At 41.9% G+C, this 23791-nt stretch carries 15 protein-coding genes and 1 tRNA gene; 13 read left to right on the forward strand and 3 right to left on the reverse strand.

Annotation, left to right across the window (positions count from 1 at the left end):
- The first annotated feature begins 285 nt into the window (after window positions 1-285).
- The 6 genes from BC659_RS07535 (at window position 286) to BC659_RS07560 (ending at window position 4936) form a co-directional block, all read left to right on the forward strand.
- The gene (locus BC659_RS07535) at window positions 286-867 is read left to right on the forward strand and encodes a PhnA domain-containing protein (protein WP_133474110.1); all 582 of its coding nucleotides are present in this window, start codon (window positions 286-288) and stop codon (window positions 865-867) included.
- 317 nt (window positions 868-1184) lie between these two features.
- A tRNA-Ile gene (locus BC659_RS07540) sits at window positions 1185-1258 on the forward strand.
- Between the two features lie 260 nt (window positions 1259-1518).
- Entirely contained in the window at window positions 1519-1896 is a 378-nt protein-coding gene (locus BC659_RS07545) for a VOC family protein (RefSeq protein ID WP_133474111.1), read from the forward strand.
- Window positions 1889-2740, forward strand: coding sequence for a helix-hairpin-helix domain-containing protein (locus BC659_RS07550; RefSeq protein ID WP_133474112.1), 852 nt, complete (start codon window positions 1889-1891; stop codon window positions 2738-2740). The genes BC659_RS07545 and BC659_RS07550 overlap by 8 nt, the downstream gene beginning before the upstream one ends.
- Before the next feature lie 201 nt (window positions 2741-2941).
- Complete coding sequence (locus BC659_RS07555) at window positions 2942-3595, forward strand: hypothetical protein (RefSeq protein WP_133474113.1); 654 nt, start codon at window positions 2942-2944, stop codon at window positions 3593-3595.
- Window positions 3596-3973: 378 nt separating this feature from the next.
- Window positions 3974-4936 carry a sodium-dependent bicarbonate transport family permease gene (locus BC659_RS07560; RefSeq protein WP_133474114.1) on the forward strand — a complete coding sequence of 321 codons (963 nt, stop codon included), beginning with the start codon at window positions 3974-3976 and terminating at the stop codon, window positions 4934-4936.
- Window positions 4937-5448: 512 nt separating this feature from the next.
- On the opposite strand, the gene bglX is transcribed toward BC659_RS07560, so the two are convergent.
- The 3 genes from bglX to BC659_RS07575 all read right to left on the reverse strand — a co-directional run bounded on the left by bglX (window position 5449) and on the right by BC659_RS07575 (window position 10368).
- Window positions 5449-7725 carry a beta-glucosidase BglX gene (gene bglX / locus BC659_RS07565; protein ID WP_133474115.1) on the reverse strand — a complete coding sequence of 759 codons (2277 nt, stop codon included), beginning with the start codon at window positions 7723-7725 and terminating at the stop codon, window positions 5449-5451.
- 167 nt (window positions 7726-7892) lie between these two features.
- A complete protein-coding gene (locus BC659_RS07570) occupies window positions 7893-9143 on the reverse strand; it encodes a S41 family peptidase (RefSeq protein WP_133474116.1) in 1251 nt (416 codons plus the stop codon).
- A 184-nt stretch (window positions 9144-9327) separates the two neighbouring features.
- Window positions 9328-10368 (reverse strand): LacI family DNA-binding transcriptional regulator, encoded by a 1041-nt coding sequence (locus BC659_RS07575; RefSeq protein WP_133474117.1) that lies wholly within the window; start codon window positions 10366-10368, stop codon window positions 9328-9330.
- A gap of 199 nt (window positions 10369-10567) precedes the next feature.
- Between BC659_RS07575 and BC659_RS07580 the strand changes: the two genes are divergently transcribed.
- The 7 genes from BC659_RS07580 to BC659_RS07610 all read left to right on the forward strand — a co-directional run bounded on the left by BC659_RS07580 (window position 10568) and on the right by BC659_RS07610 (window position 23790).
- Window positions 10568-10753: a hypothetical protein gene (locus BC659_RS07580; protein ID WP_133474118.1), complete on the forward strand. Its 186-nt coding sequence runs from the start codon at window positions 10568-10570 to the stop codon at window positions 10751-10753.
- Window positions 10754-11106: 353 nt separating this feature from the next.
- Window positions 11107-11295 (forward strand): hypothetical protein, encoded by a 189-nt coding sequence (locus BC659_RS07585; RefSeq protein WP_133474119.1) that lies wholly within the window; start codon window positions 11107-11109, stop codon window positions 11293-11295.
- 114 nt (window positions 11296-11409) lie between these two features.
- The gene (locus tag BC659_RS07590; RefSeq protein ID WP_211340749.1) at window positions 11410-14511 is read left to right on the forward strand and encodes a SusC/RagA family TonB-linked outer membrane protein; all 3102 of its coding nucleotides are present in this window, start codon (window positions 11410-11412) and stop codon (window positions 14509-14511) included.
- 18 nt (window positions 14512-14529) lie between these two features.
- The gene (locus BC659_RS07595) at window positions 14530-16317 is read left to right on the forward strand and encodes a RagB/SusD family nutrient uptake outer membrane protein (protein WP_133474121.1); all 1788 of its coding nucleotides are present in this window, start codon (window positions 14530-14532) and stop codon (window positions 16315-16317) included.
- A 489-nt stretch (window positions 16318-16806) separates the two neighbouring features.
- Window positions 16807-18297 (forward strand): vanadium-dependent haloperoxidase, encoded by a 1491-nt coding sequence (locus BC659_RS07600; protein WP_211340750.1) that lies wholly within the window; start codon window positions 16807-16809, stop codon window positions 18295-18297.
- Window positions 18298-18315: 18 nt separating this feature from the next.
- The gene (locus tag BC659_RS07605) at window positions 18316-21657 is read left to right on the forward strand and encodes a VCBS repeat-containing protein (RefSeq protein ID WP_162847388.1); all 3342 of its coding nucleotides are present in this window, start codon (window positions 18316-18318) and stop codon (window positions 21655-21657) included.
- A gap of 18 nt (window positions 21658-21675) precedes the next feature.
- Complete coding sequence (locus tag BC659_RS07610) at window positions 21676-23790, forward strand: thioredoxin domain-containing protein (protein WP_133474123.1); 2115 nt, start codon at window positions 21676-21678, stop codon at window positions 23788-23790.
- Window position 23791 lies beyond the last annotated feature (1 nt).

Below are 23791 nucleotides of genomic sequence, written 5' to 3' on the forward strand. Positions count from 1 at the left end.
TTGGACATAACTATCATGCGGGCAACTACTTTGCCGAACTGGTACAGGGTAACCGCAGAAAAACCATTCAGCTGATCAAAGTGCGATGAGTACATAGTCCGGGGGGATTACCAACGAATTGCACTTTTTAAACCCCCCAGCTGGATACAACCCGGACCCGCTTCACAAGGAAGCGGGTCTTTTTGTAATGATGAACAGAGAAATGTCGAATAATGAATTTTGAAGTTGGACATTCAACATTCTGCTGTTCAACATTTCTTTACCTTGCCGCCCTAACCCTATAACATGAAACTGGAAGAAATTGTATTGAACAGGTCTGGAAACAGCTGTGAATTATGCGGGGCAAAAGAGTCGTTACGAATGTACAAAGTACCGCCGCAGGAGCATGCCTATGAAGAGAACAGCTTGATGATCTGTTCTAAATGTGAGGCACAAATAGAAAAAAAGGAACCGCTGGATCAGGAACATTGGAAAAAACTTACTGAAACCATGTGGAGCGAAGTACCGGCTGTACAGGTAATGGCCTGGCGAATGCTGAACCGTTTGCGTAAAGAAAGCTGGGCGGTAGACCAGTTAGATATGTTATACCTCACCGATGAAAACCTGGCCTGGGCCAAAGCCACCGGCGACCATGAGTTTGATGGGGAGGCAGAACTGCATACCGATGCCAATGGCAATTTTCTGCAGGAAGGCGATACCGTGCTGCTGGTAAAAAACCTGGATGTAAAAGGTACCAGTTTTACCGCCCGTCAGGGAACCGTGGTAAAGAATATCAGGCTGGTAAAAGACAATACCGAACAGATAGAGGGGAAGATAGAGAACCAGATGATCGTGATATTAACGAAGTATGTGCGGAAGCAGGGGTAGTATTGGGCTATGAGCATTGAGCCATGAGCTTCGAGCCAGAAGCCGTGATATTATTTTTAGCATTGTTTCTGAGCCAATATTTTTAGAAAGAATCAATCTCCATTGGTTCTAAAATGCCCATAGCTCACAGCTCGCGGCTCAAAGCCCGTAAACTTCAATTAGCTTTCAAAAATTAGTTCTAATTCATTATTTTTGCCGCCCAAGAGTAATCCGAAAAGGGTTCTCTTGGCCTATAGCTTCCGCCTAAGGCGGAGTAAGAGCATCTTTTTGGTGTTTTTGATAGGTGAAATTTTTTGAGAACAACAATAGTTGTTTTCGGGCCTATAGCTCAGTTGGTTAGAGCACCTGACTCATAATCAGGGGGTCCCAGGATCATGCCCTGGTGGGCCCACAAAGCGAAGATGAAAGTCTTCGCTTTTTTATTTTGTTACGCTCAGTAGGTTATAGCATCCCGACTAAGGTCGGGAGGGTCCCAGGATCAAGTCCCGATTTTAATCGGGATGGGCCTACATCTTTACTTAAAAGGACTCCATTGATATGGAGTCCTTTTTTGTTTTTATTAGTTTCCTAGAAATGAATATTAGCAATTTCAGCACATTTACTCACTCGGCATTCATATAGTTTTGAGTGAATCAATTACGCATTCATTTTATGAAATCCATCTCACCAAACATTTTTGTCAAAGACATACATGCAACCATCAACTTTTATACTAAACTTGGCTTTACAGTATCTGATGAAGTAACAACCCCTGAAGGTGAAAAAATATTTGCCTTGATGACGAACGGAACTGTGGTCTTCATGTTTCAGACCTTTGCCAGTATTGAAGATAAGCTGCCGATGGTGAGCCGTGCCGATGGAGGCTCGCTTTTGATGTACATTAGTGTAGAAAACATTCGTCAGTATTACGATACTATCAAAGAACAGGTAACCCTGCTCACCGGTCTGGAAAAAACTTTTTATGGAGCAACTGAATTTTCGCTCTGCGACAATAATAATTACCTGCTAACTTTTGCAGAACATGACTAAAGAGGAACTCAATCCACTGGAAGTAACACCTGCAGAACTGAGAAAGCTGCGTGCACTGAAAATTAAAAAGAGTGAAATGCACCTACACAAAGTAGAAGTATTGCAGAAATTGCTTGATACATCCAGCATAAGGGCGATGGAACTGTTTGCGTTATCAGAGTTTCAAAGTATTCCCTCGGTCGGGATAAGGTTTGCACATGACCTGATCGGCATGGGCTATTATTCCCTGCAGGATCTAAAACGAAAAGACGGCGCAAAGCTCACCGATCAATACGAATTGCAAAAAGGGGTATGGGTAGATCCATGTGTTGAAGACCAGTTTCGGCTTGTGGTACATTTTGCTAACCACCCAAATAGTAAACTTAACTGGTGGAACTTTACACCCGAGCGCAAGGCATTCCGCGAAAAAAATGGCTATCCTTCTACGCGGCCAAAGAAGCCCTGGTTTGAGTCACCGCAATATCAAACAGCGAAACAAATACCAGCGGTACATGCAGCCACCCGGGAAGACCTGCATAAAAAACTGAAACTCGCATTGGCCTATATGAACAAGCATCTTGAAGAAAATATCACCATCGCTCAACTGGCTAATATAGCTCACCTCTCTCAATATCATTTCATACGATCCTTCCGCAGTGCTTATGAATTAACCCCATTGCAATACCTCACACGATTAAGATTAAAGCAAGCCTCTTTACTATTGAAGAAATCAGATGCCAGTGTTGGCAGTATTGTTCTGCAGTGTGGCTTTGAGAACGAAAGTTCTTTTATACGGTTGTTTAAAAAAGAATTCAGGATGACACCCGTTGCTTACCGAAAGGAGTTTGGGAAAAATCGTACATAACGCCGGTTGCAAACAATTCATGTCTTTTGTTGCAGTAAAAATTCCAATATTCAAGTTTGTCTGCGACAGTTTTGAGAATTTTTATGATGTAGGTATGGTAATCAATTGGTTATGTCAACTTTAATCCACTCATATTCAGGTGTAAGTGCCCCTAACAAAAAAACAAACTTTAATTTTAGTATTCACTATAAATGCTATATTATGTCAGAAGAGATAAATCTAGAACAAACCTTACTGGAGACAATTGAAAAGGCAGATATAAGAGATGAAATATTTGATTTAGCTGATAAGGGGTTTAATCAGTTTATCAAATCAAAAAGTATATTAGAAGAAATACCATTTGTAAGAAGCCTTTTTGCAATTGGAAGATCAACAATGGCTATAAGAGATTTTTTATTGATTAAAAAACTAATTCATTTTCTAAAAGCAATAAATACAATCAGTGACGACGATAAGACAGAAATATGGTGGGATCTTGAATATGATTATGATAAACGTAAAGTAATTGGAGAACATTTGTTAACTCTTTTAGATAGGGTGGAGAGTACAGAAAAAGCAGATTATTTAGGGCGATTAATGAAAGCGTACATCTTAAAAAAGATTAAATATTCAGAATTGCTCCGTTTAACATTAATTGTTACTAATTTATTTACTGAAGACCTAAAGGCACTTCCGATTTTCCACAAAGAGCAGAGATCTATATTTTATTCCCGTTCGTTACACACAATGGGATTATTGGTTAAAACTGCAACCTGTGATAATAGAGGTAATGATGTCGAAGACGATGGATATGAAATATCCTTACTAGGAAAGAAATTAGTTGATGCTCTCGAATTAACATATCCGTCTCTATAAAAAACTAAAGTTTTTTGTTATAAATAATTTAAGAAATCATTCTGTTGAGACCATCCCGACCAAGTCGGGAGGGCCCCTGGTTCAAGTCCCGATTTTAATCGGGATGGGTCCACAAAGCGAATATGAAGCTTTTTCTTTTTTCATATACTCCATCGCTATCAAATAAAAGTAAAAGGGTAGTGGTTTTATAACTCATAAAATTTGTTTATGTATTTTATTAAAAACATAAATAAATAATTATGAATGAAATATCCTCTATTTGCACCCGCTTACAGTAAAGGGAAAGAGTCTGTAAAAATCCGGATAACCAGAAATGTCTGTATGCCAGCATACCTAATAGAAGTAACCCTGTTTCCGGTACGATAATAACAACTGAACATGAATTTTAGCTTACTGATCGATAACCTTACCAATCCGGCACTGCTTTTTTTTGTGCTGGGCGTTGCGGCTGTGTATCTGAAGAGTGATTTACAGATACCGGATAACTCCTCGAAATTTATTTCCCTCTACCTGTTATTTGCCATTGGCTTTAAAGGCGGACAGGAACTATCGCACGAGTCCTTTACCATGGAAGTAACCTGGTCGATGGTATTCGGCTTTTTTCTTTCTGCCGCAATACCGCTGTATACTTTTTTTATCCTGAAGAAAAGGGTGGGCATATTTAATGCGGGTGCCATTGCCGCAGCTTATGGATCGGTAAGTGCGGTAACTTTTGTTACATCGGTAACCTATCTGGAATCGCAGCAATTAAATCTCCATGGTTATATGGTGGCTATAATGGCGCTGATGGAGTCGCCTGCCATCATCATGGGGCTCTTACTGATTTCCATCTTTAATAAAAACAGTGAGGAAAAAATAACAAAAAGAGTAGCCATTAAACATTCATTTACCAATGGCAGTGTGTTGTTAATCATCGGTAGCCTTATTATCGGTTACCTGGCCAATGCAAAACAGGCAGAAGGCATCAAACCCTTTACCAATGATTTATTCAAAGGCTTTCTGGCCATCTTTCTGCTCGATATGGGTATCACCAGCGGGCGAAAGTTGAAAGCTTTTTTCTCATTCGGATGGTTCCCGATTCTGTTTGCCATATTTATTCCGCTGATAAATGGCTCTGTGGTAGCATTGGTGAGTGGATTTGTAACGCATGATATTGCCAACCGTTTCATCTTTGCCATACTGGCTGCCAGTGCTTCTTATATTGCCGTGCCGGCTGCTATGAAAATTTCGGTACCGCAGTCCAACCCGGGCCTATTCCTGCCCATGGCGCTGGCGGTAACATTCCCCATTAACATCACTATTGGCATGCCGACCTATTTTCTCATTGTACAGAATACCTGAAAACTGTTATAGACTTCGCTATACTTATAGAAAATCTCCGGACCCAATAATACCGGAACCTGTCAATCAGACAGCACTCGCTGCTGCCCTTCGTTAACCGGTTACCAAAGTGCTTTGCCAGGGGTTTGGTTTTGGGTAACAACACAGGAACAACACAGTTTAACACTGTTTTTGTGTTGAAGACTGTTCGAGATGTGATAGCATAGTGTAGTTAAACCGAAGATATGCTGAGTAATATTGATGGTAAATGGGGTTATTAAAATAGAATGAATGACAGAATTACATAGCTTTAGAGAGGTGGTTCGCGGAATGAAATATTAGCGATTGTATTAAGTACATATGGTTGGATTTCTATTGAAGCTTAAGGTGAGTATGGCTTTACTTGGTTTAAGGAGATCATTTGGTAAGTTAGTGTTTAACGGACCAGTAATTATTATACAAAATAAAAAAGCGAAGAAAAAATCTTCGCTTTTATACTGCCAAAAAATTCACCATTCACCATTCACCATTCACTACTTCAATTCAAACTTCTTCTCCTTCACATTTTGTGAATCCGTTCCCACCATTACCATAAATTCACCCGGCTCATGCACCCATTGCAAATTGGCATTGTAAAACTTCAGGTCATCGGGAGTAATGACAAAACTTACGGTTTTGCTTTCACCTTTTTTCAGGAATATTTTCTGAAAAGCTTTCAGTTCTTTCACAGGGCGGGTAACAGAACCTACCATATCTCTGGTGTACAACTGTACGGTTTCTTCACCATCATAATTACCGCTATTGGTAACGGTGATGGTAGCCGTAATTTTTTCACCCTTACGAAGTGTTGTACTGCTAAGTGTAAGATCGCTGTATTGGAAACTGGTATAACTTAACCCATAACCAAAAGGAAAAAGAGGCTCATTTTCTACATCGAGATAATTCGATTTGAATTTGGCAAATGCTTCCTTATTAAAAGGACGACCCGTATTCTTATGACTGTAATACACAGGAATCTGTCCCACATTTTTAGGGAATGTCATACTGAGTTTGCCTGAGGGATTGTAATCACCCAGCAATACATCGGCAACGGCATTACCGGTTTCGGTACCACCAAACCATATATCGAGCAGGGCATCGGCATTGGCAGCTTCCCATTCCAGGGTAAGCGGACGCCCATTGAGTACTACGATTACGAGAGGCTTACCTGTTTTTTTCAGTGCGCGTAACAATGCCTGCTGGCTTTCCGGAATACCAATATATGAGCGGCTGGAGGCTTCTCCACTCATATCGGCAGCTTCACCTACCACAGCTACCACAATATCTGATTTAGCAGCAGCGGCAACGGCTTCTGCAATCAGTTCATCGGGTTTACGGCTGTCTTTCTCTATTTCAACACCCAACGCATTGGAACGCGCTACTTCAAAAGAATCGCTGCTGATATCGGCACCTTTGGCATAGTGAATGGTAGCGTTGCTACCCATGGCTGCTTTCAATCCTTCAAGAATACTAACAGATTGTTTCCAGTCGCCTGAAACAGACCAGGTGCCGAGCATGTTTCTTTTGTTATCTGCCAGCGGACCTACCAATGCAATCGAACGGTTCTTTTGCAAGGGCAGTGTCTGCGCATTGTTTTTTAATAAAACAAAAGAACGGGTAGCGGCTTCGCGCGCCTGCCGGCGGGTGGTGGCCGTCATGATTTCTGCTGCCGTGCGGGCCTCACTGGTATTGCGGTAAGGAGAAGTGAAGAGTCCGAGTTTGTATTTGGCTTCCAGTATTCTTCTGCAGGCGGCATCGATTACCTGCATGGTAATCTTTCCTTCCTGTAATGATTTTTTTAGTGTGGTAAGAAAACCTTCACCTACCATATCCATATCGAGACCTGCCTTCAATGATAAAGCAGAAACCGTTTGCAGATCGCCCATACCATGTGCGATCATTTCATTTACAGATGTATAATCCGATACTACAAAACCTTTGAAGCCCCATTCTTTGCGGAGCAGGTCGGTGAGTAACCATTTATTGGCCGATGCCGGAACGCCATCAATTTCATTAAAGGAACTCATTACACTGGCAGCACCTGCATTCACTGCGGCACGGTAGGGTGGCAGGTAATCCTGGTACATACGCAGGCGGCTCATATCAACGGTATTGTAATCGCGGCCGGCTTCTGAAGCACCATAAAGGGCAAAATGTTTTACGCAGGAGAGCACCGCATCTTCTTTGGCAAGATCATCACCCTGGTAACCCTGCACCATGGCAGCAGCAATCAGCGAACCGAGGAAGGGATCTTCACCCGATCCCTCTGCTACACGGCCCCAGCGCGGATCGCGGGCAATATCAACCATCGGAGAAAATACCCAGTTGAGTCCGTCAGCAGCCGCTTCCTTAGCGGCTGTACGGGCGAGTTTTTTAATCATGGCTGTATCCCAGCTGCAGGATAAAGCCAGCGGTATGGGGAAAGTGGTTTTATGTCCATGAATCACATCCGAACCCATTAACAGGGGAATACCCAGACGTGAACTTTTCAGTGCCAGTTCCTGTGCCTTACGTACTTTATCCTGACCCACCACACCAAATAAACCACCTACTTTTCCTTCTTTGATTTTTTGTTCTACATCCTTACTCACAACAGCACCGGTGGCCACACCACCGCCGGGAGTAAGGAGGTTGAGCTGACCAATTTTTTCCTCCAGCGTCATTTTTTTCATGAGCTGGTCTACAAAGCGGTTCATATCCGCATCCTGTTTTTGCGCAAACACAGTCTGAACCATTCCTAGTGCTGCAACAACTAAAAATTTCTTTACCATGATATTTGATTGATTAATATGGCTGGAAAGTTAGTTGTAAATAATGGTAGCTAAAGAGATTTTTGGAACGGAAGAACAGAGAAACAGAGGAACAGGGGAACAGAGGAACAGAGAAATGTCAACTTTCGAAGTTGGACATTTCTCTGTTTCTCTGTTCTTCCGTTTTCCTACCTCTCAGCATATTTTTTAAGAACAGCTTCCAGCAGGGGGTCGCGGTTGCCGAAATAATCTTTTGAGCTGATGGAAAGTCGGAGTGCTGGTTCTATCCATTTTCTTTTATCGCCGGGAAAGTTTTCATGGTAGCGGTTGGAGATGCTTCCTATGGCGCCGCTGAAGGGAAGTGTAAATCCGTTTTCTTCTCCTACAAAATTGGGAGAAGAACTGCTGGGTTCACCGGCAAATATTGCCTTTGTATCTCTGTTTACTTTTGTAATAAAAATCTGTGCCGCCGAAAAAGTATTTCTTCCGGTGAGTACTACTATTTGTCCTTTCTGGTTTTGTTCAAATGCTTTGATCACATGCAGTAAGGGACCGAGGAGGTCAGCATTACCACCATTATTATGCCGCACATCAATAATAAGGAGAGAAGCTTTTGTGAGCAATAAGGAATCTTCCAGCTTTTTGGCAAAGGCAGACAGACTTTCAGTAGGCGTATTCATTACCTGGTTAAACTGTAAATAGAGAGCATGATCAGATGGAATAGATTGTAACCAGTAAGGACTTTGTATATTTTGCAGATAGCGTACAGGCTTTGAACTGTGAAAGGGCGCAACCAGTTTGGGTATACCTCTCAAACGGGGTACCGGAACAAAATCAACCGATACTTCTTTTTCTTTTCCATCCACGTCCCTAAGGCTCAGACTAACAGAGGATGCATTTTTTGGGAGACCAAAAAATTCAAGCATGCCCCTGAAGCGGAGAAAAAAGGGTCCGATCCAGGTGGCACCCATGGTATTATCCTGGCTAACAAAGCTTACCATTTTCTGCATCATATCCTGAACCTCAAAACGATCTATTTTTTTTATGCGGGCGCCTATTAAATGCTGGTGTTTTTCATCAGCATCAATGATATACATACCATCTGAAAAAGCATAGAGTTGAACAGGCAGGTAATACACCGACCCCAATTGATAACCAAAAGGAAGCATATAGGTATGACCATCGCCAAGATGATAGAGGAGTTGCTGTAATTCAATCAATATTCTTTCATCAGAATAAGAGCCAATATGCTGCTTAATAGAACTGAGTTGTTGCTGAAAGGAAGAGGGAAATTCCCTGTTTTTATAGATATAATGTTCCTGCTGAATTTTATGAACGAGCCAGTTAATATCACTCAGCCAGCGTTGGCTTTTATCATCCTGGCCATCGCACATACAGAAACTGCATGTGAGCAAAAGCAGATAGCATATTTTTTTCATACCACAGATTTACATGATAAGTAAATAGAATACTTCTGATAAGAAGCTTGTGGCTGAAGTGGGAAAAACCAAATGGAAATACTAATATACGAAGAGTTTCGGTTGTCTGCAAATAGAGCTTGTATATAATTTGTTAAAGCCGATGCGTAATTCTTCAGATGTCCGGGGCTCGCTTCACAGCGAGCTAATTTTTTTTGTTTCCTTTCTTCAACGACGATTTCCTGATCAGCAATTCAGACCTCACCACAATGGTTTGTGTGTGTTTGAGGTTAGAAATACCTTTCAGGTGATTGATCAGGTTGCGTGCAGCAATTTCACCCACATCAATACCTGGGTAATGAACAGTGGTGAGCTGGGGTTCTACAATCTTACTGATGGCATCATTGTTAAAACCTACGATGGCGATATCTTCCGGAATGCGAACGCCATGTTCCTTAAGTGTTTTCATACATACGGCTGCAGAGAAATCGTTCGTGATGAAAGCACCATCAGGTAAAGGTTTCATTTTTAAGATTTCCATGGCCGCTTCCCGTCCGCCCTGCTCACTCAGGTCTTTTATCAGTACCAGACTTTTATCGTAAGGAATATGGTTATCGCGTAAAGCATCCAGGTATCCTTTGTTACGTTGAGCATATACGTTACGTTGCAGGTTACCGGTAACCATCACGATTCTTTTGCAACCTTGTTGAATCAGGTGCTGCGTGGCTTCGTATCCGCATTTGTGGTTATCGATGATTACTTTGGTGTTCTCACTTTTTTCTTCCACACGGTCAAAGAACACAACGGGTATTCCTTTGTCGTTGAAAGGCTCAAAATGTTCCAGGTTTTTGGTATTAAAGGAGAGAGAGGCAATCAGTCCGTCGACCCTTTTATGAAAAAGGTTCAGGGCATTGGCTGCTTCTTTCTCATAGCTTTCAGAAGAGTGGGCAATAATAATATCGTAACCGGCTTCTGTGGTAATCTTTTCTATACCAGCCAGTACCGACGACATGAAGTTACTGTTGAGTTCATGCATCATGATACCAATGGTATTGGTTTTCTGTTTGCGCAGGTTACTGGCAAAATTGTTATGCCGGTATCCGAGTTCTTTGGCGGCAGTCTGTATTTTCTTTTTGGTATTCTTGTTGATGGCAGGGTGGTCCTGTAACCCACGGCTTACGGTGGCAGAAGAAAGATTCAGGTACGCTGCAATATCATAGATGGTCGTCTCTTTTTTGGGCTTCATTTGCAATCGGTTGCGATGGAAGTTGATATAAAATACAAGTTACAAAGTTTTCAATGAAAGAAATACCGCTTTCTTTTCAGGCAAAGCGCTTGAACAGCAAATGCCTTGCAGCACTGGATGGAGCTACTTGAAAGCACCTGCTGAAATCCTGTCGGCATATTTTTACTGCAATTGTTTTTGGGTTGAAAAGGAAGCTTGCATGAGTAAAAAAAACAGTGCAACGGCCGTTCAGGTTAGAATCTGTATAGGTAGGGTTAAGTTTTGTATAGCTGCCGGTGGGTATAAGCCGTTGCGAAAGCCCTCACTTTCTCATTGGGTTACTGATGTGCCCCGGGAGGCTGCTGATGGCAAAATGCCTGTCGGCAAGACCCACAAAGGATTTTAAGGGTCGGCTAATTACAGCTGATGGCGGTGAAAGCCCCCGGGGACTGCTGAAAATGAGGAAAAAGGTATTTTTTTTTGAATTTTATGCAAGCGATTGCATTTTTTTAGAAAATTTATTTACATTAGTCTTACGAAAATCAAAAGCAAAGACGGGAAAAAGCGATAAAAAAGCTGTAAAACCCTTATTCTGATTGCATTTGAAGGTCATACCCCACGGATCGGGTATTGATTTCAAAAGAAACCGGAAAAGACCTGAAAAGGCAATCAGCACGGGAATAAATGTTTTTTTTACACTTTTGCAACGGATTGCATAAAAACTTTGTCTGACAAAGTTCTACGACCAATTGCTGCTATATGATGAAAAGAATGAACTTGCCACTTTCTCTTCGCTATACCCTGCGCGTGTCTGCGCAAGGAGGCCAGGCAGTTCTGTTTCCCCATCCTTATTACATACATAGCACCAGTGCCCATACGGTACTGATATCCTGTTTATTTTCTATCAGAGACAGGCATCCATTCAAGTTTAATATCCGCGACGGATAGGCAGCTCTCGCTTAACAACACTGAATATCTAATTATGTATACTTCTCAAAGCGATAAATAAATATGAAAAAGCCTCTAAACAAAACAAAACAAATCTTACAGAGCTTGTTTAGAATGAAAGCATGGGCAATGACGGGAGTGATTCTGCTGGGCCTGCTTACCATTTCAGACAATGCTTTGGCACAGGCCGCTACGGTACGCGGGCGTGTAACCAATGCCTCAGGCGAACCTGTAGTTGGTGCCTCCGTACAGGTAAAAGGTACACAAACAGGTACCACTACCGACAACGGTGGTAATTTCAGCATTGCCGCAGCCCGTGGTGCGGTACTGGTAGTATCTAGTGTTAACTACGCTACAACCGAAATGACGGTAGGTACTAGTAACACAGTAAACATTACCCTGGCCGCATCAACTGACGAACTTAATGAAGTAGTGGTAATTGGTTATGGTACACAGAAGAAAAAAGATGTAACCGGTTCTACCATTACCATTAAAAGTGAAGTGCTGAATGAAATCAAGGCACCAAATATCTTCAACCAGTTACAGGGCCGTGCTGCGGGTGTAGACATCGTGAGCAACAGTTCTCAGATTGGTGCAGGTGGTGAGATCCGTATCCGTGGTAACCGTTCTATTACCGGTAACAACAACCCACTCATCGTAGTAGATGGTATGGTGTACGGTGGTAGCATCAATGACCTGAACCCAGAAAACATTGCTACTGTTGACATCCTGAAAGATGCTTCGGCAACGGCTATTTACGGTTCACGTGGTGCGAATGGTGTAATCATTGTTACCACCAAGCGTGGCTCTTCAAGAAAACCAGTAAATACTTATAGTGGTTTTGTTGGTATGGTTAGTGCGTTAGGTACCTATGATCTGTTTAATGGTGCAGAATATGCAAAATTCAAAGCCGATGCAGCTGCAGGTAACTCTACTTCAGCAGGCGCCAACCTGTATGCACTCCGCCCGATTGAGCAAACCAACCTCGCAGCTGGTGTTAGCACAGACTGGCAGAAACTTATGCTTACCACTGGTGTGAGAACCAGCCATGATCTGGGTGTAAGTGGAGGTAATGACAGAACCCAATACTTTTTTGGTATTGGCTACTATAATGAAACAGGTATTATCCATGATCAGAAACTGGAGCGTTATTCATTCAATGTAAACATCGATCATAAAGTATCTGAGCGTATCAAAGTTGGATTTACCAGCTTCAGTACTTTATTAAGATCCAATAGACTTGGTACCAATGCTTTTGGCGCTGCTACCCGTCTGGGTCCATTGTTCAAAGCATATAATGATGATGGTAGCATCAACTTCAAACCCGCTATTACACAGGGTGTTGACGACCAGCAGATTAGTCCGCTCACCGCTATCGGTAATAACGACCTGATCAAAGCTTTCCAGCGCAGGTATCAGGTACAGCATAACTTCTATGCGGAAGTAGGTATCATCAAAGACCTGAAATTCAAATCAACTTTTGGTTTCGGATGGTCACAGACTTTCAACAGCAACTATACAGGTCCGAACACCGTATTCAACATCAATACCAACGTAGCAAACGCTGGTCTTAGTACAGCCAACTCTGAAGGATGGCAGTATACCATCAACAACTCTTTAGAGTATAATAAAAACATCGGTACCAAACATAAATTACAGGTACTGGCCCTTCAGGAAGTACAGAAAAACCATTTCCGTGCACAGCAGTTCAATGGTGTGGGTATACCGGCAGATTTTATGCAGGATTATAACTGGCAGCAGGTAAATACGGTTACACCGCAGGGTGGTAACTTCAGTGAGTCTGCGGTAATTGGTTATATGGGCCGTGCTCTTTATACCTTCGATAACAAATACAGCCTCACCGCTACAGTAAGAACAGATGGTGCATCTGTACTGGCTCCGGGGAACCAGTGGGTAACATACCCTGCGGTATCTGCTGGTTGGAACATAGATCGTGAGAAATTCATGGAGAATGTAAAATTTGTAAGCAGTCTGAAACTGAGAGCAGGTTATGGTATCAGCTCAAATGCAGGTATCAACCCCTATACTACACTGGGTAGTCTGGGAACCAGCTTCTACAATTTTGGTCAGGGAACAACCATTGGTACCAACTTTGTAAATGGCTATACCATCAATACAAGTCCTAACCCGAACCTTACCTGGGAAAAAACAGCAGGTTTGAATATCGGTGTTGACTTCTCTTTATTCAAAAACAGACTCACTGGTACTATCGAGTATTATAATACTAAAACAACAGATATCCTGTTACAACGTCAGTTACCTCGTAGTAATGGTACCAACTCAATTCTTACCAACGTAGGTGCTACTTCATCATACGGTATGGAATTTACCCTGAGCAGTGTGAACGTGAGAAACAGGAAAGGTTTCACCTGGACATCAGATTTGAATATGTTCTTTAACAGAGAAAGAATTGATGCTTTACAGAATAACCTGCAGCAGGATCTGGGTAATGGATGGTTTGTGGGCCAGCCTATTACAGTAATCTTTGATTACAAAAAACTTGGCATCTGGCAAACCAGTGAAGCTACTCAGGCAGCAGTTTATGGTGCAAGACCTGGTGATATTAAAATTGAAGATCTCGATAAGAACAATTCAATTACTGCAGCAGACAGAAGCGTAATTGGTAATTTCCAACCAACATTGGTTGCGGGTTTAAGCAATCGCTTCGAGTATAAAAACTTCGATCTGAACATCGTAACCTTTGGTCGCTTTGGTCAAACAGTAGTAGCTACTTACTTATCAGCTGATGGTGGTGGTGCCGGTTATCCGTTCTTTATGAACAGCCGTGTGAACCAGCATAAAGTTGATTACTGGACACCTACCAATCCAACCAATGCATTCCCTGAGCCGGATGCAGGTGTAGATGGTTTGCCTTACACGTCTACGCTGACTTACAGAGACGGATCATTTATCAAAATCAGAACCATTGATCTGGGTTATACTTTCTCAGCCAAGTTCCTCGGTAAAACAGGTATCAGTTCACTGAGAGCGTATGTATCTGCACAGAATCCATTTATCTTATGGGCACCCCTGGTAAGAGATGGACTGGGTATTGATCCGGAAGGTAATGGTAATGGTAATGCCGTAGGTACACAAGGTGGTGGTGCCACTGCAGTAGCAGGTAGAGCGATCACAGTGGGTATGGGTGTGCCGCCTACACGCCAGATCATTTTTGGAGTAAACGTGAGATTTTAATTTTTAAAACCTATTTCAATGAGACATAAAATTTTAAAATACAGCCTTTTCCTCGGCATCATATTGGTTACAGCCAGTGGTTGTAAAAAGTTACTGGAAGAGCAGCCCAGAACAGGTTTTACGCCATCATTCTTTACTACGAATGACGGTATCCAGGGTGCTATAGCTGGTATATATTCCAGCTTCAGGGGGCAGTGGGCCACTCAGATCTGGACCCAGTTATTCAACAGTGGTACCGATGAAAGTTTACGTGGTGGTTCGGTAGACAATGGAGCCGTACACTGGTTTGTGTATAATAACCCGGTTATCAGAGCAAATACCAATAACTACGAAGGTTTCTGGAACACATTGTTTATTGATATCAATACAGCCAATGGTGTACTGGAATATGGTGCGAAAGCAGATATTCCTGCAGCTACCAAAACCCAGTTACTGGCACAGGCCAAGTTCCTGCGTGGTTTCTGTTATTTCTACCTGGTAACCACATTCGGTCAGGTGCCTTTGCAAACAGCCTTCAGTACTACGGCATCTGCATCTGCAGCACCTTCTCCTTTAGCGGATCTGTATGCACAGATGATCAAAGACTTTACTGAGGCTGCTGCTGATTTACCCAACCTGCCTGCTCCCGGAACAGGTAAGCCGGCTACAAAATCAACAGCTCTTTTCCTGTTGGCAAAAACATATCTCTGGAGAGGATGGTCAGCTGCTGCACAGCCCAACGATTATCAGCAGGCATATACCATTTCTAAAAGCATCATCGATAATAAAGCTACTTATGGTTTAGACCTGTTGCCTTATTTCGGTAATGTGTTCAGAGAAGGAAACGAATACAGTTCAGAAGTATTGATGGTAATTGATCATACCAAAGACCTGAAATTCGGACAGAACTCAGCAGTGGGTTCAGGTGCTACCAGCTTTAGTGAGAACAAAGCGAACTTCTTCTGGAGACCTAACTATCCAACCATTCCGGCCAACTGGCCAACCAACTCTGGTGCGAACGTAACCGTACGCGATATCAGAAATGGTCGTCCTTTCGTACGTCTCAGACCTAATACCAAATATGTAATGGATGTGGCGTTTGCGAACAGAGCAACCGACTCTCGTTATGAAGGTACTTTCCAGACCGTATGGTTATCGAATAGTACAGCTGAATCAGCAACAGGTACAACAGGTGCAACTACACCAAGAGGTACACTGATCAATGGCGTGGATACCTCTATCTGGATGGCAGACCGTGTGGTAACGCCTGCTGAAAGAGCTAGATTCAAAGGCATCATTTTCGAACCCGATCATTTACCCGGTGCAACGGTTCGTTATACAACCGCATACTATCCAAGTGTTAGAAAATTCGATGACTCTACCAGAGGTCATATGAACGATTACTCAGACAGACCTTATATACTCTTCCGTTTTGCAGAAGTTTACCTGATTGCAGCAGAAGCAGCTTTAAGAGGTGGTGCTACTTTACAGGATGCAGCCAACATGATCAATGTACTCAGAACAAGAGCAGCATTGAAAGCTGGTCAGACACCTGCTGAATATGCAGCTGCTGTAGTTGCTCAACAGATAACAGCCGCGCAGGTTACGCTCGACTTCCTGTTGGATGAACGAAGCAGGGAACTGTACGCAGAAGACTGCCGTTGGTGGGATCTGTCGAGAACCAAGAAACTGGTGGAAAGGGTACAACTGCACAATGCTGAAGCAGCAGCAGGGGTACAACCATTCAATATGCTGAGGCCAATACCGCAATCGCAAATTGACCTGGTAACAGATGGACCAAAATATCCGCAGAACACAGGATATTAAGATTTTCATATGTAAGCAAAATGAAAACCGGTGTGATGCAAATCCCCGGTTTTCTTTTTAGTAAAACTGCTATCGTAATCGGCTGATTATTCTTTGATAGATATTAGTTATTGAATTAGCTTAAATGTTCTCATACCCTAACTTATGTTGGATAGAACTTCTGGCCTTAGAAAAAAAGCGTTAAGAAATTTGCGTAGTGAAGCGTTAAGCAATGGATGATGCTGGGCTTGTGTAAAAAGTTGAATCACAGCTTCGTTTCATCAATGAATTTCAGGCTCGGCGTTAGACTTCATCCATTGTAGCGTAACGAAGAAAATTTTAGCTTTTTTCGACAGCCTTGACTTTTTTTGTTACTTTTTTGTGTCAAGACAAAAAAGTAAACGGTGGGAAAACCTTTTGTGGCCATGCCTAGAGATTATAATACTAAATCCTGTGATGGTTATTAGTAAATGAATCAGTAACTTTTATCAAGTATAAAACCATTAACATATGAAATATCGATACTGGTTTTATAATTACACGGAACTCAATATGAAACACGTTTTCAAAATTTTATTCTTTTTCCTGTTTTCATTAAGCTGTAATACTGATCAGCAGCGTTCTGATGAACCTAAAGGCGAAAATAACCTGGCATATAAGTGGGGTCGCATTGCTTTGGAAGCAACGGCAAATGATACTGAAAAATTCAGACCACGCCCAACTGTTACCTCCAGAATGCTGGCATTGGTACAAACAGCTGTTTTTGATGCATGGTCGAGATATGATAATACTGCCATTCCTGTTTACCTGCAAAATGTAGCACGTGTTCCGGAAAAAGAAAGAACACTGAAAAATAAAGAAATTGCGATCAGCTATGCTGCATACAGAACGATGCTCACTTATTTTTTCTCAGACTCACTCATGCTGAGAAATAAGATGGATTCACTGGGTTTTGATCCGGATAATTACTCACTCGATCCTACAACACCCGAAGGCATTGGAAATCTAGCTGCCAAAACCATTATCGAAGCAAGATTAAACGACGGTTCCAATCAGCTGGGTACGATGGCGGGTTCAAATGGTAAGTTGTACGCAGATTATACAGGCTACCAACCCGTAAACAGTGCAGATACATTAAACGATATTAAACGCTGGCAACCCAAATATTTTTCTGATGGAAAAGGGGGTCGGTTTGCACCAGCCTGTCTTACACCTCATTGGGGAAAGGTGAAACCACTTTTACTCGACTCAGGTAGTCAGTTCAGAAGTCCGGCACCACCAGCCATCGGTTCAGCACAACTTGCGAAAGAAATCAAAGAAGTAATTGATCTCCAGGTTGCATTATCCGATAGCCAGAAAGCATTGGTAGAGTTTATGCGCGACGGACCAAAATCTGTTCAACAAGCAGGTCACTGGCTCATGTTTGCACAGGATGTATCTGTTAGGGACAAACATACACTTGATGAAGATGTGAAAATGTATTTTGCTGTGGAAGCGGCAGCAATGGATGGCTTTATTGCCTGTTGGGATACAAAAATGAAATATGATTTTGCGCGCCCTTACTCACTCGTGCATTACTATTATAAAGACAAGAAAATAAAAGGATGGGGTGGCCCCGGTAAGGGAATGATAGAAATGATGGGTCAGGAATGGAGACCCTATTCACCGGAAACTTTTTTATGTCCACCCTTTCCCAGTTATATCTCAGGCCACAGCAGCATCAGTGGTGCCTGTGCAGAAATACTACGGCTGTATACGGGTAGTGATAGCTTTGGTATTGCTATAAAAAGAATTCCGGGTGCTATGACAGAACCCGGTTTTGAAGGAGCTGAAGTAACCCTTCAATTCCCCACTTTTACAGCCACCGCAGAAATGGCGGGTATGTCTCGTGTATTGGGTGGTTACCATATTCAATGCGAGAATATAGAAGGATTAAGATTAGGAAGAAATGTAGCAGCAGCTGTCTGGAAAAAATACCAGTACCATATAAACGGGAAGTAATTATAAAATATGTGCCTTATGTCGAAAAGAACTGCTTTTGTATTATCATCTATAGGGATTGCAGCCAGCATTATGATGATCATGACTGGTTGTAGGAATACAACCACAATAACAGAAGACCCTGTTTTCAAAAAAGTATCATCTGCTGAAAGTGGTGTAAGTTTTAGTAATAGGGTCGATGAAAATTACCAGCGTAATTACTTCGACACATTCGCATACGTGTACAATGGCGCAGGTGTGGCAACAGGCGATTTCAACAATGATGGACTGATCGATATTTATTTTACAGGGAATGAAGTAGCCAACAAATTATACCTGAATAAAGGAGGCATGAAATTTTCTGATATCAGCAAAACAGCAGGCGTAGAAGGAACCAGCAGTTGGGATAATGGTGTTTCGCTGGTAGATATTAATAATGATGGCTGGCTGGATATTTATATCTGTAAAGGTGGTAGCATAAAAGAAACAGAAGAAGAAAGGAGAAATCTTTTATACATCAACCAGGGTAATCTCACATTTAAAGAAGAAGCCAAACAGTATGGATTGGATGATGCAGGCTATTCGATGCATGCCGCTTTCTTTGATATGGACAATGACAACGACCTTGATATGTACCTCACCAATCGTCCGAAAGATTTTTACCTGGGTTTGTCACAGATGGTGGCAGGGAAAAGAAATCCACCCGATGATGCCAGAGATAAGTTGTACCGAAACGATAATGGAAAGTTTACTGAGATAGGTAAACAGGCTGGCATTACCAACAACTTTGGTTATGCCCTTTCGGTAGTAACAGCTGATCTGAATAATGACGGCTACACAGACATCTTTGTATCGAACGACTATGCAGATAATGATTATTTCTACATCAACCAGAAAAACGGCACATTCAAAGATGAAGTAAAGAAGATGACCAATCATCTCTCCCTCTTTTCAATGGGTGCTGATATTGCCGATATCAATAACGATGGTTTCGAAGACATTATGGTGATGGAGATGTTACCTGAAAATTATAAAAGGTCAAAAGTATCAATGCCCCGTATGGATGTAGATGGTTTCTGGGCCATTGTAGACAGTGGTTTTCAGAAGCAGTATATGCACAATGCCTTACACCTGAATCATGGCAATGGTTTTTTCAGTGATGTATCGCAAATGGCAGGTATTTCTAAAACAGAGTGGAGCTGGTCTACCATTGCCGCTGATTTTGATAACGATGGTAACAGAGACATTTTTGTGGCCAACGGTTACCGCCGCGATTTATTTGATGGAGACTTACAGCAGAAACAGGATATGTACATTCAGGCCAATGCACATAAGTATGCCTCTTCAGAAGAAATGTTTACCAAAGGCTTCAAAGAGTATATGGATATATACAGTCCGATCAAAGCAAGAAATTACCTGTTTAAAAACAAAGGAAGCCTTCAGTTTGAAAATGTATCGGAGGCCTGGGGTTTTAAAGACAGTACCTTCTCAAATGGTGCTGCTGTAGCTGATTTTGATAATGATGGTGATCTTGACCTGGTGATTAATAACCTAGACGGAGAATCTGACTTATACGAAAATGTAGTGAACAACAAGAACAATCATATACGTATAAAGCTGGAAGGTCCCGAGAAAAACATAGATGGTATCGGAGCAAAAGTTTCCTTGTATTATGATGGAAAACAGCAACAGTTTTTTCAGCAGAAACTGGTACGAGGGTATCTTTCAACGAATGAACCTACCGTTCATTTCGGTCTGGGAAAAACTGCCAAAGTTGATAGTGTAGTAATTGTATGGCCCGATGGTAAATCGAATACCATATCCAATCCCGCTATTAATCAGGTAGCAAAAGCGAATTATAAAAATGCAGTAGCAGGTATTAATTATGCTGCTATTTATAATCCATTATTTGCTGAAGCTACAGACTTGTTACTAGCAGCCCCCTTTGTACATAAAGAAAACAAAGTAGATGAATATGCCGATCAGGTACTACTGCCCCATGAGTTTAGCCGCAGTGGTCCGTTTGTAACCACGGGCGATGTAAATGGTGACGGGCAGGAAGATTTTTATGTAGGTGGTGCCAAAGACCAGTCGGGCAGTTTGTACCTGCAGCAGAACGGAAAATTTATTCCGAAAACAATAACTGTATTTGAAGCCGATAAGAAGTATGAAGACATGGGAGCCGTATTTTTTGACGCGGATAAAGATGGTGATATGGATTTATATGTGGTGAGTGGCGGTAGTGAGTTTGAAGAAGGTTCGCCTATGTATAACGATCGCTTGTACCTGAACGATGGTAAAGGAAACTTCACCAAAGCAACACAGGCACTACCGGTGACGGTGAGTAGTGGCTCCTGTGTTACGGTAGCTGATATAGATGGTGATGGCGATATGGATATTTTCCGTGGTGGTGAAATAGTACCCCATAAATATCCGCAGGCGCCATTGAGTTATCTGTTTATCAATGAAAAAGGAACTTTTGTAGACAGAACCAATGATCTCTTACCCGGATTGAGTAGAGTTGGTATGGTAAAATCTGCAGTATGGGCCGACCTGAATGCAGATAAAAAGCCTGAACTGATTTTAGCAGGTGAATGGATGCCGGTGAAAGTATTTGAATACAGCAGCGGTAAACTGAAAGATGTATCTAAGCAATATGGTTTTGAAAAAACAGAAGGCTGGTGGGATAAACTGGTAGCAGATGATATAGATGGTGACGGTGATATAGATATTGTTGCAGGTAATCTTGGTGAGAACTATAAATTCAAAGCTTCCGATAAAAAACCGTTTGAAGTGTGGGCAAAAGATTTTGATGGCAATGGAACGAATGATATTTTTCTCGCACGTCATTTAAACGATAATACCATTGTACCCATACGTGGCCGTGAATGTACTTCGCAGCAATGTCCGATGATTGCCCAGAAATTTCCCACTTATTTATCTTTTGCAGAAAGCGATCTTACCGGTATACTGGGTGAAGCGGAAATGAAAACCGCACTTCATTACCAGGCCCATCTTTTCTCAACAGTGGTATTTCTGAATGAAAAAGGAAAATTCACTCCGAAAAGATTACCTGTGGAAGCACAGTTGTCAACCGTTAACGGCATCATTGTAAAAGACTTTGATGGAGATGGGAAAAAAGACATACTGCTGGCCGGTAATAAATTCGATGTAGAAGTAGAAACCACACCAGCAGATGCTTCGCCGGGTTTATTGCTGAAAGGTCTGGGTAATGCAGCGTTCAGAAGTTTGAAACCGATGGAGAGTGGCTTTTTTGCACCACAGAATGTAAAAGATATTCAAATGATCCGTCTGACAAATGGTTGGGGTGTATTGGTAACCGCCAATAATGACAGACTACGTTTTTATTCAGGCAAGTAAAAAAGTGAATTAAGAAAGATGTTGCAAAAAAATCAGAAATGGCAAACAGTGGCAGCTGCTGTAGTGATTTTTTCTGCATGGCTGCTGGTGGCCTGTTCTGGTATTACCGGAAAGAAAAACAGGTTACAGTATGCATCAAGTCCCTATTTACAGGAACATGCCGATAATCCGGTAGACTGGTATGAATGGGGCCAGGAAGCATTGGACAAAGCAAAGAAAGAAAATAAGCCCTTGCTCATCAGTATCGGGTATGCATCCTGCCACTGGTGCCATGAAATGGAGAAAGAATCGTTTATGGATACGGCAGTGGCCCGCATCATGAATGAAAAGTTTGTGTGTATAAAAGTAGACAGGGAAGAACGACCTGATATTGACAATATCTACATGAATGCATTACAATTAATATCAGGGAATGCAGGATGGCCGCTGAATGCTTTTGCATTACCGGATGGTAAACCTTTTTTTGCAGGTACGTATTACACCAACAAAAGCTGGAAAAGTTTATTACAGAGTATCAGTAATACCTATGCTACCAAAAATCAATTGGTGATTACACAGGCGAATGCATTGGTAAATGGTATGGTTACAGATGAGTTCAGATTAATTGATACAGCAGCTGCAGTGGCCAAAACAAAAAAAGAAACCTATGCACAACTCTTTGATAGTATTTATACACAGGTGGATCTGCGAAATGGTGGATTGAAAGGCACACAAAAATTTCCTACCCCGGCCCTTGCAGAATTATTACTGCAACATTTTTATGTAACCGGAGAACAACGAGCCCTGGAAGCCGCCCGTACTATGTTAAACAAAATGGCTATGGGTGGTATTTATGACCATATAGGCGGTGGCTTTGCTCGTTATACAACGGATAGCTTATGGCGCATTCCCCATTTTGAAAAAATGCTGTATGATAATGGTCAGCTCATCAGTCTGTATGCACATGCTTATCAACTTACCAAAGACCAGTTATATAAAGATGTGGTTGCAGAAACGATTGCTTTTGTAGAAAAAACCTTACTGGCGCAGGGCGGCGGCTATTATAGTTCAGTAAATGCAGATGCAGAAGAGGGTGAGGGCGAATATTATGTATGGAAAGCGAATGAACTGAAAAAGATCGTGGGTACCGATAACCAGTTGTTACTGGAATATTTTAATGTAAGCGAAAAAGGAAACTGGCAACAACCAAAAAATATACTTTATATCAATCAAACCGCATCCACATTTGCCATCAGGAAGAAAATGCTGATTGAAGATTTCAGAAAGTACCTGGCCAATGCTAAAGCAAAAATATTAAGCGCCCGAAACGAACGTAAGAAACCAACTGTTGATACAAAAATTGTTACCGCCTGGAATGCCATATTGCTGAAAGGATATGCAGATGCCTATGCTGCTTTTGGAGATCCTGTGTACCTGCAGAAAGCAATGGCCTGCGCTGGTTTTATAGAAAGAAATATCCTGGGTAAAGATGGATCGCTGAAACGCATTTATAAAGATGGTAAAGCAAATATTGAGGGCTTTCTGGATGATTATGCATGGACGGCCACGGCATTTATTCGCTTATATGAAGTGAGTCTTGAACAGAAATGGATAGATGTGGCAAAAAACATTACCCAATACGCAACGAATCATTTTTTGGATAAAAAAACCGGTTTGTTCTACTATGCTGATCCTCAAAAGAATGATCTCATCATGCGTAAAACACCAATTACAGATGATGATCTTCCAGCTGCCAATGCGGTAATGGCAAAAGTACTGTACACAATAGGTACCATATATAATCAGGAAGACTACAGCAATCAGGCAATACGAATGGTGGCATCGGTTGAGAAAAGAGTAAAAGAATTTCCCAGGTACCATATTCAATGGGCTGCCATGACGGGTTTTTTTGCAGCCAATACGTATGAAGTAGTGATTACCGGAAAAGATGCCCTGGTTCAAAACATGTTATTGCAGGAATATTACTTGCCAACCAGTATTACCATGGGTAGTACCATCGGTGAACCCTTGCCGTTAATGCAACAGAAACAAGTGAACGGGAAAACATTGATTTATGTGTGTACGAATAAATTATGTAAAAGACCGGAAGAGGAATTGCCCAGAGCCATAGATCAGATAAAGCCCAACAATTAAT

Source organism: Sediminibacterium goheungense, from assembly GCF_004361915.1.
Lineage (GTDB): Bacteria > Bacteroidota > Bacteroidia > Chitinophagales > Chitinophagaceae > Sediminibacterium > Sediminibacterium goheungense.